General features: G+C 57.9%; 15 protein-coding genes. 8 read left to right on the plus strand and 7 right to left on the minus strand.

Translation table 11 applies throughout. From position 1 onward, the window contains the following. From AC4FIC_RS00175 to AC4FIC_RS00195, 5 genes are all read left to right on the plus strand, one after another. Nucleotides 1-447: GFA family protein (locus AC4FIC_RS00175; protein WP_476194849.1), on the plus strand; the 447-nt coding region annotated here is incomplete at its 5' end. A gap of 23 nt (nucleotides 448-470) precedes the next feature. Beyond that, the gene (locus AC4FIC_RS00180; RefSeq protein WP_476194342.1) at nucleotides 471-1,088 is read left to right on the plus strand and encodes a fumarylacetoacetate hydrolase family protein; all 618 of its coding nucleotides are present in this window, start codon (nucleotides 471-473) and stop codon (nucleotides 1,086-1,088) included. Beyond that, nucleotides 1,085-1,729, plus strand: coding sequence for a glutathione S-transferase family protein (locus tag AC4FIC_RS00185; RefSeq protein WP_100258615.1), 645 nt, complete (start codon nucleotides 1,085-1,087; stop codon nucleotides 1,727-1,729). Before AC4FIC_RS00180 ends, AC4FIC_RS00185 begins: the two co-directional genes overlap by 4 nt. A gap of 113 nt (nucleotides 1,730-1,842) precedes the next feature. Continuing rightward, a complete protein-coding gene (locus AC4FIC_RS00190) occupies nucleotides 1,843-2,577 on the plus strand; it encodes a pyridoxine 5'-phosphate synthase (RefSeq protein WP_273285105.1) in 735 nt (244 codons plus the stop codon). A gap of 150 nt (nucleotides 2,578-2,727) precedes the next feature. Continuing rightward, nucleotides 2,728-3,348 carry a hypothetical protein gene (locus AC4FIC_RS00195; RefSeq protein ID WP_145980321.1) on the plus strand — a complete coding sequence of 207 codons (621 nt, stop codon included), beginning with the start codon at nucleotides 2,728-2,730 and terminating at the stop codon, nucleotides 3,346-3,348. 3 nt (nucleotides 3,349-3,351) lie between these two features. Here the strand turns inward: AC4FIC_RS00195 and AC4FIC_RS00200 are convergent, their stop codons facing one another. The 5 genes from AC4FIC_RS00200 to AC4FIC_RS00220 form a co-directional block, all read right to left on the minus strand. Beyond that, nucleotides 3,352-6,420, minus strand: a complete 3,069-nt coding sequence (locus tag AC4FIC_RS00200; protein ID WP_273285104.1) for a beta-galactosidase — start codon at nucleotides 6,418-6,420, stop codon at nucleotides 3,352-3,354. A gap of 108 nt (nucleotides 6,421-6,528) precedes the next feature. Then, nucleotides 6,529-7,689, minus strand: coding sequence for a sugar efflux transporter (locus tag AC4FIC_RS00205; RefSeq protein WP_145980322.1), 1,161 nt, complete (start codon nucleotides 7,687-7,689; stop codon nucleotides 6,529-6,531). Nucleotides 7,690-7,696: 7 nt separating this feature from the next. Next, entirely contained in the window at nucleotides 7,697-8,692 is a 996-nt protein-coding gene (locus tag AC4FIC_RS00210; protein ID WP_100258620.1) for a potassium channel beta subunit family protein, read from the minus strand. 24 nt (nucleotides 8,693-8,716) lie between these two features. Beyond that, on the minus strand, nucleotides 8,717-9,661 hold the full coding sequence (locus AC4FIC_RS00215; RefSeq protein ID WP_476194850.1) for an aldo/keto reductase: 945 nt from the start codon (nucleotides 9,659-9,661) through the stop codon (nucleotides 8,717-8,719). After that, a complete protein-coding gene (locus AC4FIC_RS00220) occupies nucleotides 9,661-10,647 on the minus strand; it encodes an aldo/keto reductase (RefSeq protein ID WP_476194851.1) in 987 nt (328 codons plus the stop codon). The genes AC4FIC_RS00215 and AC4FIC_RS00220 overlap by 1 nt, the downstream gene beginning before the upstream one ends. Before the next feature lie 102 nt (nucleotides 10,648-10,749). Between AC4FIC_RS00220 and AC4FIC_RS00225 the strand changes: the two genes are divergently transcribed. Beyond that, complete coding sequence (locus AC4FIC_RS00225) at nucleotides 10,750-11,673, plus strand: LysR family transcriptional regulator (protein WP_100258622.1); 924 nt, start codon at nucleotides 10,750-10,752, stop codon at nucleotides 11,671-11,673. Here the strand turns inward: AC4FIC_RS00225 and AC4FIC_RS00230 are convergent. Together AC4FIC_RS00230 and AC4FIC_RS00235 are read right to left on the minus strand one after the other, a co-directional pair. Continuing rightward, complete coding sequence (locus AC4FIC_RS00230) at nucleotides 11,650-12,120, minus strand: divergent PAP2 family protein (protein WP_100258623.1); 471 nt, start codon at nucleotides 12,118-12,120, stop codon at nucleotides 11,650-11,652. The two genes, AC4FIC_RS00225 and AC4FIC_RS00230, sit on opposite strands and share 24 nt — an antisense overlap. A gap of 84 nt (nucleotides 12,121-12,204) precedes the next feature. Then, nucleotides 12,205-12,831 carry a LysE family translocator gene (locus tag AC4FIC_RS00235; protein ID WP_100258624.1) on the minus strand — a complete coding sequence of 209 codons (627 nt, stop codon included), beginning with the start codon at nucleotides 12,829-12,831 and terminating at the stop codon, nucleotides 12,205-12,207. A 224-nt stretch (nucleotides 12,832-13,055) separates the two neighbouring features. Here AC4FIC_RS00235 and AC4FIC_RS00240 point away from each other — a divergent pair, with 224 nt between their 5' ends. Together AC4FIC_RS00240 and AC4FIC_RS00245 are read left to right on the plus strand one after the other, a co-directional pair. Then, nucleotides 13,056-13,715, plus strand: a complete 660-nt coding sequence (locus tag AC4FIC_RS00240; protein ID WP_100258625.1) for a hypothetical protein — start codon at nucleotides 13,056-13,058, stop codon at nucleotides 13,713-13,715. 40 nt (nucleotides 13,716-13,755) lie between these two features. Further along, nucleotides 13,756-14,367, plus strand: a complete 612-nt coding sequence (locus AC4FIC_RS00245) for a hypothetical protein (protein WP_100258626.1) — start codon at nucleotides 13,756-13,758, stop codon at nucleotides 14,365-14,367. The last annotated feature ends 4 nt before the right edge of the window (nucleotides 14,368-14,371 follow it).

Consider the following 14,371-nt stretch of genomic DNA (forward strand, 5'->3'; position numbering starts at 1 on the left):
TGCTTATTTTTGGCCAGTGGTGGCTCGACCGACGCGCCCGTGCCTAAACGCTCTGGGCGACTACCGAATGGAGATCAGACCATGTTAAACGGCCAATGCCATTGCGCCAACGTCAGCTTTACGACCGATCTCTTGCCGACGCTGCTCACCGACTGTAACTGCTCCATCTGTGTGCGCTACGGTGCCCGCTGGGCACACTTCCGCCCGGACCAGGTGCTGATCACAGTTCGTCGCGGCAGCACCCGTACCTATAGTCGGGGCGAGCACTGCATCGACTTTCATCATTGCCCGGACTGTGGCTGCGTGACCCACTATTGCACCACCGACAAGGCCGATCCGGCCGTGGCACGAGTCAGCATCAACGCCCGAATGTGCCCGCCTGAGCAGGTTCAAGGCATTCAGGTTCGGCTTTTTGATGGTGCCGACCGCTTTGTGTTTTTGGACTAAATGACCCCGATCGAGGATTTACGATGACCCCGGTAATCTATAAAGACACCCCGATATTTCCCGGTAAAATTGTCTGTATTGGCCGCAACTACGCGGGACATATTGCCGAATTGGGCAACGAAATACCCTCGGCGATGGTGGTCTTTAATAAGCCCAGCAGCGCCATCAGCGATCGACTCTTGGCGCACGCTGGTGGGCCGGTGGATTACGAATGTGAGCTGTGTTTTCTGATCGGTGACGGCGCGCTGGTGGGGATCGGGCTGGGGCTTGATTTGACCCGGCGCGACCTACAAAACCAGCTTAAACAGCAGGGTCTGCCCTGGGAGCGAGCCAAGGCCTTCGATGGCTCAGCCACCTTCAGTCCGTTTGTCGCCCTGCCAGATGACATCAATAGACTGTCCTTTACCCTGCATATCGACGATAAACTGACCCAAGCGGGCGATCCGGGTCTAATGCTGTACCCGCCGCAGACTATAATCTCAGAACTGACCCGCTTTATGAGCCTACAGGACAACGACATCCTCATGACGGGCACGCCCATGGGCGTCGGTCGGGTGATGGCAGGTTGCCAATTTGTCGCGCGTCTGTACGACGATCGACAGCTGCTGATTGAACACTCCTGGCGAGGCATTGCCCTATGACTACAAAACTCATTATCGGTAATAAGAACTATTCAACCTGGTCCTTGCGCCCCTGGCTATTGCTGAGCGCTTTTGACCTGCCCTTCGACGAAGTGAACGAGTCGCTCCAGCCCGACCGACTGCGCGCCCGATTGCTGACGCATTCGCCAGCGGGCAAGGTACCGGTTTTGGTCGACGCCGACGTTCTGGTCTGGGACTCACTGGCTATCTGTGAATATGTCTCCGAGGTCCACTTGGCAGGTCAAGGCTGGCCGCGCAACGCGCCAGACCGAGCCAAGGCGCGCGCCATCTGCTGCGAAATGCATGCCGGTTTTACGGCCCTGCGCGCCGCGCTGCCGATGAACATTCGCGCCAAACGCAAGGTTGACCTCAGTGCTGCATGTAGAGCCGACATCGCCCGCATCGATGCCATCTGGTCCGATCATCGGCCCGATAACTGGTTATTTGACACCTTCGGCATCGCCGACTGTTTCTATGCCCCGGTGGCGCTGCGCTTTGAGACCTATGGTATTGAGCTATCGCCGGCCGCACGTGCCTATCAGGTCAAATTGCTCGCTCATCCTGCCGTGCAACGTTGGACCGAGGCGGCCCTGAGCGAAACCGACGTGGTCGCCGCAGATGAGGCTGGGCTTGAGATATAAGGTTTGCCGGCCGTGCGCCGATCGGCCAAGACGAAATTAATCGCCCACCGACGGCGCTTCGGGCTAAACTGGCGCGCTTCAATACCACCAACCGAGTTTTTTGAGGATAAAGCATGACCGAACTCAGTGTGAACCTGAATAAAATTGCCCTGTTGCGCAATGCCCGCGGGCACGATGCGCCGAATGTCGTGGAATTTGCGAAAAAATTCATCACCTTGGGTGTTAAGGGCATCACCATTCACCCACGCCCGGACGAACGCCATATCACCCGTCAGGATGCTCATGACCTGGGTGACCTGATTCGCCCATTGGACGGGATTGAACTGAACATCGAAGGCTATCCGTCGGAAGATTTTCTCCAGCTGATCGAGGCCGTTCGGCCGGACCAGACTACCCTGGTGCCCGATTTACCGGGCCAACTGACATCCGATCACGGTTTCGACTTTCACACCCAGGGTGCTTTCTTAGCACCGATCCTCAGTCGACTGAAAAACAGCGGCACACGGATTTCGATCTTCCTCGATCCGGATTTGGCACAGGTAAGGCTTGCGGCCCAATCCCAAGCGGATCGGATCGAACTCTACACCGAGGCCTATGCCGACACCTTTAATCGGCCGAACCGACAGGACATCTACCAACAATATCACGAGGCTGCGGCTCTGGCCGTCAGCCTGGGGCTGGGTGTGAACGCCGGGCACGACCTCAATCTGGACAATCTGCCGCGCTTCGTTACCATCCCCGGTATTCAGGAAGTTTCGATCGGCCATGCTTTGGTGGTTGAATGTCTGGAGCTCGGTATCAATACCGTCGTACGACAGTATCTGGCCATCTGTCAGCAAGGCCACTAGCAAGACGCCACTGGACAAGCTTACCGCGCGTGCCCGTGGCGCCGATACAGCGCGGTAGCAAGGATGCTGCCAACGGCCGACTGGTTCGACTTAACGAAAATCCTCTGCTATCGTTTTTAGGTGCGTATCAAGCATTTAGGATTCGGCATAGTGTCAACAAGCGTTCCAGTTGTAGTGATGGTTAATCTCGCGGTCATGGTTATCGGACTGGCTGCTTTTGTGGTCTATCAGTTGGCTCAGCATCACCAAACCAACCGCAGCTTGGCAGGCCAGGTCCAACAGTTAAAAAGCTTACTGGCCGGGTTGCGCGGAGCGCTAAAGGCAGACCCTGTTGCCGACAACCGGGATCATCTCAGCGCGGCCTCATTGCGCACCCATCAGCTCAACATTCTCAATGCGACCTTAGACCTTGAAGAGCGGATTACCCATACCGATCCGAGCGTCGCGACAAAGTTGGCGGCACAACTCAATGCGCTGAAAACGCAGGCCAATTATGCCCATAAGATGTCCGAACAATTAGGCGCGCAGGCCAACTCCAGCCGGTTCAGACGCCTGTCGTTGGAAAACAAACTGAAGCAGAGGCAGGTGGCCCTGAATAAGGCACGCTCGGTCAATCGCCAGCTTAAAGACCATTACGCAACGATCAAAGTTGCCCACCAGCAGATATTAGAGCGACGGGCAGAACTGCGCATTACCAAAGACCAACTGACTCAGGCGGCCGATGAAAATGGTCGACTCAATGCCCAATTAAGCGACTTACGGAGCGGTTAAGCCTCAGCGAAAGGTCAGGCTGTAGCGATAAGCGGTGCGCGCCAAGAGAAACTCTGGATGCACACTGGGGCTCCAGGAATCATCCCCACCCACGCCCATATGCTCGGCATCGAGCCGCAGATACAGGCAGCTATCCTTCTGCAGCTCATGGGTATGTTTGGCCGAGGCCACCGTGCTCTGACTGTACCGACTGACGCCCAGATGAAAGGCCCCGGCAACCGCGACCCCGGCAACTTGGACCGACTGGCAATCGCAGCGCAGGCCGCTTTCGGTCGGAAACACATAAGGGGTAAAAAAATCATCGATCGGCGCCGAATAGGCACCGAACAGGGCCGAATGTTTGCGATCGGGATAGTTCTCGTGCGGCCCACGGCCGACCCAATCGACTCGACTCTGAATGTCTCTCAAGCCCAATTCAATACCGACCCGCGCCAAGGGTGGTAAGCCAGGCGCCACCTGCACCGAGATTGCCAAGTCCCAGCTGCCGTCGGCATAAAAGCTATAGCGCCAAACGGAGGCAAGCAGCACATTACCATCGACACAATGCTGCTGACTGACGCAGACAGCCACCCTCGACTCGTGCTGCTCGGTATCGATCGACACCAGGGTGCGCGCCAGGCGATCCAGTCCGGCGGCCTGCCAGCGACTCATCCAGGCATTGGGGTCCATCTTATGGGCTTCGCTGGTGCCAATATCGTTATCGAGCGGCGCGCGCCAAAAATTGTCGAGCGGCGCGCGGGCGATCAGCTCGACACCGTCGGCCTTACGCCAACTGAGCAACAGGCCGGTGTGGGCATTGAACTGCCATTCGGCCGCGCCACACTGCACCCTGTGGATCTCGCCTAGTACCAGCGTGAGCGCACCACTGGGCCTGATCACAGCCGGAGCCAGTGCCATCGACATCGGCAAGGCTATCTGGGCTTGGGCCAACAGATGCGCCGCCTCGGCCCAGGCAGTGGCCGCCTTGAGGTGCACTTCGAGCGTCAACTGGTAGTTGCAACCGGGACGAACCGGCGGCAAGGCAGTCGCGAGCTCAATACGCTCGCTGCCCCCCGCTTGGACCATTATCGGCGCCTGACCGGCAAGGATCGCCACGCCGTCTTCCAGCACGCGCCAACTCAGGATCTCATTATCGGTACTGCGAAAGAGAAACTCACTGCTTACTCGCACCGCCAAGGCATCGCCCGGTATCCGCTCAAAGTGCAGATGCTGTTGGCAGAATTTGGCTTCGAATGCTGTTGGATGGGGCGTTCGATCGGGGAACATCAGACCATTGATACAGAATTGTCGGTCGTTCGGGACATCGCCGAAGTCGCCACCATAGGCCGAAAATTCGGTGCCCTGAGCATCGACTTGGGTTAGGCCCTGATCGACCCAGTCCCAAATAAAACCACCCTGCAAGCGGGGGTATTGGCGAAAGGCCTGCCAATACTTATCGAACGAACCCAGGCTATTGCCCATGGCGTGCGCGTATTCACAGAGAATCAGTGGGCGCTGTTCATCGGGCAGACCGAGCCATTTTTTGATGGACCACTTGGGCACCGCCGGATGCGCCATATCGGTATCGACGCGCGCATACATCGGGCAAATAATATCGGTCACCGCCGAATCGGCCCCACCGCCTTCATATTGGATCGGGCGGGTCGGATCGATCGCCTGAGTCCACTGATACATCACATGATGGTTCTTGCCGACACCCGATTCATTGCCGAGTGACCAGATAATAATCGACGGGTGATTGCGATCGCGCAGCACCAAGCGGGTCATCCGTTCGACATAGGCATTGAGCCAGAGCGGATCTTCCGATAGCCGAGAGCAGGGCCACATGCCGTGTGTTTCAACGTTCGCCTCATCGACCACATAGAGCCCGTATTGGTCGCATAGGGCATAGAAGTCGGGATGATTGGGGTAGTGCGAGGTGCGCACGGCATTGAAGTTGAATTGCTTCATCAGGCGCACGTCTTGTTCCATATCGGCGCGCGTCACGGCATGGCCACGGGTTGGGTGGTGCTCGTGTCGGTTTACGCCACGGATCAGCAAAGCCTGGCCGTTGACCCGCAACTGCCCGCCGCGAATCTCCACCGTGCGAAAACCGACCTGAGTGCGTTCGACATCGAGTACCTCGCCCTGGCTATCTTCAAGGCTCAATACCAGGGTATAGAGATTGGGTGTTTCATCGGTCCATTTACGCGGATTGAGCAGCGCTATCGAGTGATGGGCTAATTCGGGATAGCCGCCATGCTCATCGACGGCGGCGCTGCCCAGATTGACCCGCTCATCGGCGATGCAATGATCGGCATCGAACAGTTGCGCCCGAAGCTGGGCCGGGGCGGCCGGCAAGGTGCCCGAAATACGCGTTTCGATGCGCAGTTCAGCATCGCGATAGAGGGCATCTAGGTGGGTCTGGACACAATAGTCGGCAATGGCGAACGCCGGCTTGAGCAGCAGGGACACGTCGCGGAACAGGCCACTGAGCCACCACATATCCTGATCTTCCAGATAGCTGCCATCGCACCAGCGCAAGACCATGGCGGTAATCTGATTGTGGCCCTCGACCACAAAGGCGGACAGGTCAAACTCGGCCGGCAGCCGGCTGTCTTTGCTCAGACCCACGTAATGACCGTTGCAAAACAGATAGAGCATGGCGTTGGCACCATCGAAAATGATCCGACACTGGCTCTGGAGATCGGTACTGGACAGGTCAAAATTTCGCCGATAGACACCGGTCGGATTGTCCACTGGCACAGTCGGTGGATTCACGGCGAAGGGATATTGCACATTGGTGTAGATCGGTCGATCGTGGCCCTGCAGTTGCCAATTGGAGGGCACCGTCTGCGTTTCGCTAAAGGGATAGGCATCGAACACGATTGTATCGGGCACCGCCTCGGGCCGTTCGAAGTAGGCAAAGGACCAATCACCGTTAAGCAGGCGTCGTTGCGAGCTGATTTGCGCTCGGGCTTGGTCGGTCGAGCGGTAGCCGGCCAGCGGCGCGTGGGCCGGCAGGCGATTGTGCTGCACCAGGGTCGGATTCTGCCAAGCGTTCTGGAGCAGCAGGTCACTGATTTTAGTCATGGGGGGAGCCTCGGCAGATGATTTGGTAACGTTTTCAAATTAGCCGAAATCATAGCCCAAGCCCTGCTCGGGCACAAAGGGTTTTGCCCCGCTGGATCCGCCTGGGCGTTAGCTTCGGTTGCCAGCGGAGGCCTTGACCAGAGCCAGCAAGGCCACCAGCGCCATCAGGGCGCAGACGCCAAATACCGCCTGAATACTCAGCCACTGGGCAACGGCACCGCCTAACAGGGCGCCGACCAGACTGCCGACCTTGATGGCGTTACTGTACAGGGTCGATGCCATGCCCATCCGACCCTGCATCAGGGCCTGAAATACCGAGATACCCAGGCCCGCCATCACGCCGATAAAGGCGCCATTAAAGATCTGCAACAGCACCAGCGGGACCAGACTGTCGGACCAATAAACCCCCAAATAGAACAGCAGGCCACAGCCAGCGGCCAGTTTGAGCGGGGAAAACAGGCGCCAACGACCGGCGAAAATGCCGGCGCCAATCATAATGGGGATTTCCAGTCCGGCGGCGGCGCCCATCAGAAAGCCCGGCACCACGGCCGCCAGTTGCAAGCTGTCGTAGCTGTAAATCGGCATATAGACGATATACATATTGTTCGAGGCAAAGGTGGCGGCAATCGCCAGGATCATCCATTTCAGGCGACTATCAGTCGGCTGCGGCTCGGTGCGCACGGCGGGCAGCGGCGCGTCTTGGATTGAGGCAACATTCAGACGGGTAAGCAAGAAAATCAGCGCGCAGATCAGGGTCAGGCCTAAGAAGCCAATCCGGGCGAACAGTAGGTAGGCGAGCGGTGGCCCGATAATCCAGCTGAGCGAGAAGGTTGCGCGCAAGAGCGACTGAAACAGGGTGGCATCGGCATCGCCAACCTGCTCGCGCGCCAGCGCAAAGAGCTGCGGCTGCACCGGCGACACCGCACCAAACATCAGCATCCCGGTAATTAGCAGCAGCCAGTATTGTTCGGCCAAACCCAGCCCGATGGAGGCCACGAAGGAAATCGAGACGCAGACTCGAATAATACCGATGCGGCTCAGTCCGGCATCGGATTGTTTGGCCAACCAGTGCGACACCAGGACCCCGGACAGGGTATTGGCGGCAAACAGGACACCGATCCACATCGGCTCGATGTGCAGGTTTACCGCCAAATGGGTGCTCATCACCGGCATAATGGCCGCGCCGGCCAAGCCCATTGCGAGCGACAAGAGGATCAATCGCAACCGCGTGGCGTCGAGTATCAAACTCTTCAGTGATGCATGGCTCAAGGCTGACTTATTGCCCCCAAGGTTTGGCGGCAGGCGGTCGATTATCGACGCAGATTTCAATCTGTGCCATCACCTCGGGGGTGAGTAACGGCACGCAGTCGAGTGCTTTGAGGTTATCCTCCAGTTGCGTCAATTTGGACGCACCGAGGATAACGGTGCTGACGTTCGGATTTTTCAGGCACCAGGCCAGTGACAGATGGGTCAGGCTTATGCCCAACTTATCGGCCAATTCACCGAGCGCGCGAATCTTCGCCATCTTCTGCGCACCGTCGGCAGTGCTCCAGAGATCCCGCAGCCACTCATAACCGGGCAAGGCCAGCCGGCTGTCATCGGGAATGCCGGCACTGTACTTGCCGGTCAGCAGACCAGAGGCCAGCGGTGACCAGATGGTCGTACCCATGCCGTAATCTTCGTACAGGGGCCGAAATTCCGCCTCAACCTTATCCCGATGCAACAGGTGGTATTGCGGTTGCTCCATGGTCGGCGGGGTCAAATTGTATTGACGGGCCACGGCATGAGCCTCGGTGATCGCCTGAGCAGACCATTCAGAGGTGCCCCAATAGATGATTTTGCCCTGCAGCACCAACTGGTGCATGGCGCGAACCGTTTCTTCGATCGGCGTGTCGATATCGGGACGGTGGCAAAAAAACAGATCCAGGTAGTCAACCTTAAGGCGCACCAATGCCGCGTCGCAGGCATCGCGCACGTGCTTGGCACTCAAGCCCATCTGGGTCGGCTTGGCACCGCCCCAAAAGACCTTAGACGACACGGCATAGGTATCGCGCGCAAGGCCCAGGCCGGCAATGGCCTCACCCATAATCTGTTCCGATAGCCCGGCCTCATAGCCTTCGGCGTTGTCGAAAAAATTAACGCCGGCATCATAAGCGGTTTTCAGCAGCGCCGTGGCATCGGTCATATCGACCTGTTTGCCAAAGGTCACCCAGGAACCCAGGGATAGGGCACTTACTTTCAGTCCGGACTTGCCTAAACGACGATATTCCATTGTATCTCCCATCTATTCTAAAGGTTACCAGGGTAGCAGCTGCTGGCCTGAGGTGGTGAGGCTATTCCAATACTGTTCCAGCTTTGATCGTTGCACGGCGTTGAGGCTCAGGCCGGCACTGGAAAAATTCGCCTGTAACTGTTCGCTCGAACGGATGCCGGGGATCACCGCCGTCACCTCAGCATAGCTGAGCAAATAGGCGAGAGCTTGCTGACCGAGGCTGCGATCGGCCGAGACCAACCACTGTAAATCATCGATGCACGCCGCACGCCGACGCACCTCGGTCGCATCCCAGCGCGCGCGCACCCCATCAAAGGTACTCTGGGCATGGTATTTTCCGCTCAGCCAACCGCTGTCGAGCGGAACCTTGGTGATCACGCCGATGTCATGTTGCCGCACCAGATCGAAGGCCAGGCGGACATCCTGATGCAATACATTGAACATCAGCTCCAGCACCTGGGCATCGGTGGTTTGCAGCGTTTCACGCACCTCATGGGCATAGTCGACACTGGCACCGTAGTGGCGGATTTTGCCCTGCTGTTGGGCCTCGCGCAACGCGGGCCAAATTTCATGCTGGCCATTAAGGACGTCCATCGGGGGTGAATGGGCCAAGAAGACATCCAGGTAGTCGGTCTTCAGGCGGGCCAGGGAGCCGTGCAGACTGCGCCAAAAGCCATCGGCGCTGAAATCCAACCCGCCGCCCGGTTGGTGACCAAACTTGCTCACGATCACCACCTTGTCGCGCTTACCCTGCAGCGCCTCGCCAAGCAGCCGTTCGCTATGGCTTAGGGCGTAGTTCGGTGCCGTATCGAAGAGGTTACAGCCCAGGTCAATCGCCTGATGCACCAGTTTGTGGGCCAGTGCATCGGTCATGCCGCCCCATTGATCACCGTTGCCCAATTGCCAGGCACCGAAGCCCACTTCAGACACCAGCAACTCGGTCTGGCCGAGTCGGCGCAGGGGTAACATCAGATAACGCCTCGGATGTGCGCACGCACGTGCAGGCGATAAAAGTCGGCCAGGGCCTTGTGGGTATCGGCGCTCAGCGGCGCTAATTGGGATGCCTCGGCGTTACGCTCAATCTGCTCGGCCGAGCTGGCCCCAGTAATTACGGAACTGACCGCCGCGTGGTCGAGCAACCAACGCAAGGCCAGTTGCGCCATGTTTAGGCCCGCCGGCACCATCGGGCGTAACTGTTCGATTAGGTCGATGGCCTGCTCAAAAGGCAAGCCGGAAAAGGTTTCGCCGACGTGAAAAGCGGCGCCATCTCTATTGAACGTTCGGTGATCCTGCGGCGTAAAACGCTGATCTTTGGTCATCTTGCCGGCCAACAGACCGCTCGCCAAGCCGAGCCGGACGATCACGCCAACGCCCTTGGCTTGGGCCAGCGGTAAGACCTGCTCGGCCATATCCTGACGCAACAGATTAAAAATCAACTGGAGGGAAGCAACACCGGTCTCGTTCAGGCAGAACAGAGCCTCCTCGATGGTTTCCACGCTCGCGCCGTAATGGGCGATTAAGCCCTCCTGTTTAAAGCCCTCGAGCCAGCGAAAGATCTCGCCGCGCTGCAATTCGGCAAAGGGAATGCAATGTAATTGCACCATGGCCAGTGTATCGACCTGCAAACGCCGGCGCGAGGCATCGATCGCCGCGCGCAGCTTGTCCTGCGTATAGCCTTGGCCATAGAGTTCGTCGGTGCGACCGGCCTTGGTGACGATAACTCGATCGGCGTTCGGATGGGCCTGGGCATAATCACCGATCAGCTGCTCGCTGACACCGCCGCCGTAAACATCGGCGGTGTCCCAAAAGGTCACCCCGGCGGCATCGGCCGCGCTCAGAATGGTGCGGCCCCGATCCGCGGATACCGGCCCCCAATCGCCGCCGAGCTGCCAGCAGCCCAAACCAATTTCAGAGGTCATCAAACCACTTTTTCCTAAGGATCGTTGCTTCACCATATCAATTTGCTCCGTTAATACTTTTCGATGCGCGAGTGTAATTGGTTTAGAATGAAAGATAATTAGCCATTTATTAACCCAATTGATTAGTAGGATTAACCAATGGATCACTTATCAGAAATTCAGGCCTTCTTGGCCATTGCAGATTTGGGCAGTTTCACCAAGGCCGCCGAGCACTTAGGCTTGTCGCGCAGTCGCATCAGTCAGTTGATCAGCCGCTTGGAAGATCGCCTCGGTGTGATGTTGATGCACCGCACCACCCGCTCCTTGACCCTGACGCCGGAAGGCGAGCAATTCCGCACCGGCTGTCGCCAAGGCATGCAACACTTGGAGCAAGCCGAGGCAAGCCTCAAGCTGATGTCCACCCGACTGTCCGGACCGGTGCGCATCAATTCGGTCGGCGGCGTTTTTGGCGAAACCTTCCTGTCCAAGGCGTTGGCGGAGGTGGTCAGCGAGCACCCGGAGGTCACCGTACATATCAGCTATTCCAGCAGTCTGATCGACCTCAATCGAGATCCGGTCGATCTGGTCTTGCGCATCGGTAAGGCCCCAGGTCATCAGGTGGCGTCGGCCCATCTGGGCGAGATCCACCATGTGCTCTGTGCCAGCCCGAAGTTCGTCAATCTGTATGGCTTTGCGCAAAGCCCCAGTGACCTGGAACAGCTGCGTACCATCAGTGGCACGCCAAAAACCTGGGAGCTGACCCGGGCGAATGAGCGTCAGGTGGTGACGCCTAAATCGTGCTGGCACTCGCCCAGTTCTCAGGCACAACGCATCGCCGCGGAACAGGGCCTGGGCATCGCACGGCTGCTTACCGCGGTGGCCCAGGATGCTCTGGCTGAAGGACGCCTACTCCGGGTCCTGCCGGAATGGCAGATCGAGCCGACTCAACTTTGGTTGCTCTGGTCCAATCAGGGTGATCTGCCCAAACGTATCGAGATGGTGCGCGACCATTTGCGCGTGCGCCTGACCAATCTGATCGGCGATAACCGTTGGGACGGCCTAGCCCAATTGGGCCAAGCCTAGTGCTATCAAGGCGCCGACGGCCAGACCGGCGGCCACCTCATTGACGCTGTGGCCAATGCGCTCATGAAAGCGGCGGATCACCAATTTGGTGCGTTGCGGGTGATCGCCTCGGGCCAGCTCGCGCAGTTGTTTAAACTCATCGACCAATATATTGAGCGCCGCGGCATGACGTCCCGCCGCCAAACGCACGCCCATGGCGTCGTAGGCCACCACACCGGTAAAGACCAAGGCTAAGGCAAACAGACTAGACCCGAAGCCATCCTGCAGGCCAATGGCGATGGCCAGGGCGGCGACTGTGGCGGAATGACTGCTGGGCATGCCACCGGACGCGAAGATCACCTCTGGGCTGATGCTCTTGTTGGCAATGGCTTGGATCAGGCCCTTAGTCGCCTGGGCGGAAACATTGCCGACAATAGCTGCGACCAGGGGATAGGAAAATAGTTCCATAATAGATTTAGGGCTCCGGGGAGTGATTTTGAAGGATACACCATAGGGCGCATTACCGAGGGCGAATTCCAGCCCAGGGCATTATTAACCCAAGGCCAGCCAAACCCCCACGGCCAGCATCAGGGTGCCGGCAATCCGATTCAAGAGTCGGACATTGGACGATTTTTGCAGCAACCGGTTCAATGTTGCCCCGCCCAAAGCATAGATCAGCAGGGCACACAGTTCGATCAATAAGATGATCGCGATCAACGCACTCAGCTGCGGGGCCATGGCCAGGGATTGGTCGAGAAAGGGTGGTAGCAGGACCATAAAGAAGGCCCAACCCTTGGGATTAGCAATGGCGGTTATGAATCCCTGACTGAACAGCGCCCGGCGGCTGATGGCCGAGCCCGCGCCGGCCAAATCCTCCGGAATGGCCATCTTGCCTCTAGAGCGCCACATCTGCAGCCCGAGCCAGACCAGATAGGCTCCGCCCAACCAACGAAATGTGGTAAACACCCAGGGCGCAGCCAAGAGTAGGGCGGCAACGCCGAGCACCGCGGCCGCGGCAATCAGACCGACGCCAATCAGTTCACCGAACATCATCCATAGGGTTCGTTTGACGCCAATGGTAATACCCAGGGTCATGGCCAGGGTCATGCACATACCCGGGGTAAAGGATACGAACATAAAGGTCGGGACAAAGGCCGCCAAGAGTGTGAGATTGAGCATGAACTTCCTTAGGTCAGCGGCGCCTGCTAAGGCGGCCGAGTTACATCTTAAGCTTAGCGCATAGTGGCGCCGGCTTCTGTGGTCTAGACTCTTTTTGGGGGTGTGGGCAAGGTCCTGGTCCAAAAGTCTATTCTACAGGCCTGCGATACACTGACTAAAGTACTTTATTTAAATGACAGGGTTGCTGTGCCAGAGTGCCAGAGCTTTAGTCAAGGAGAGTCCTGATGCATTATGCAATGAGCGTGAGCTGCGCACTAATGGCTGCTGCCACGTTGGCCAGCCAAACATCCGCCGATGTCGGTGTGCTCGATAAGTATGAATGCCACGACCATGGCCTAACCGGCCAGTACCATTGTCATGGACCCGCCGATCTGGCCAAGCTGGGCGGCTTGGTGCTCGGCCTGGATACCCGCGCGCAAGGCTGGTCGACCGGAGGCGAGGAGCTATTTGTCTTTGCTGGGGCGGCACTCAATGCCGAATACACTCATCGCTGGCTAGCGCTTACCGGCAGCTATTTTTATCTGCCCTTGGTCAGTGGTGTCGCTGGCACCAGCGTCGATTTTGACCAGAGCGTTGCGCAACAGGGCTGGGAAGCCGGACTCAAGTTGGGTCCCGGCGTCGGCCGCCTGGGTTCTAAACTGTACGCCACCGCCGGCTGGTCGAATGCCGAGCTCACCGACAGCGGGGATAGCACTAATGATGTCACCTTGGCCGGTTATTATATCGGCGCCGGCGTAGGCAGGAATACCAAGGCGCTCAGTGTCGATCTGATCGGCACCTATCGCGACCCGGCGGCCGTAATAGACTATTTAACGAAACAAACCGGCAGTCGCACCGATGTGGTACATTTCGATATACGTTTAGCACTGGGGTGGCGTTTTTAAGCCAGCCTTATATTTGATAGTTGTGGGAATGCTCTAATCGATGAAGATTGCTGTTGTGGCGCTCGCACTGTTTGCAGCCCTCCCCGCCCTCGCCTCGCCAGGAGCGGTGGATCAATATGATTGCCATCGGGATACTCCATCGAGTGACGATCACTGTCACGGTGCGGTGGCAGATGCCAAGCCAAGCCAACTGCAAATCGGTATCCAACTTGCGGGTGACCAATGGCTCTGGGATAACGGCCCGGGCAATATCTTTGCCGGCGCGGCGCTAGCCGGTGAGTGGACCTTTGATGCGTTTGCGCTGCGCGGCAACTATGGCCATGCCATGCACCTGAACGGTGATAAGGGCTTCGCCTTAAGTGGTTGGGATCTTAATATTAAGGTTGGTAGTGGCTTAACGCGTTTGGGCAATCACCTATTTGCCCAGGCCGGATACGCCAGTCGGCGTTTTGTCTTGCCAGATAATAGCTCGCAACCCTTTGGCGGCTTTCAGATGGGGGTTGGCTGGGTCAGGGTCATGGAGAAGTATGCCGTCGATGCCGTGCTGCTCTATCAAGACCCGGCCGCGCTCGAACAGCTCTGGAAAGAACTCAAGTTCCCCGGCAAGCTGACCTCATACCGAGCCAGCCTGGGCGTCTATCGACGTTTTTAGGCGC

Source organism: Reinekea sp., from assembly GCF_982785585.1.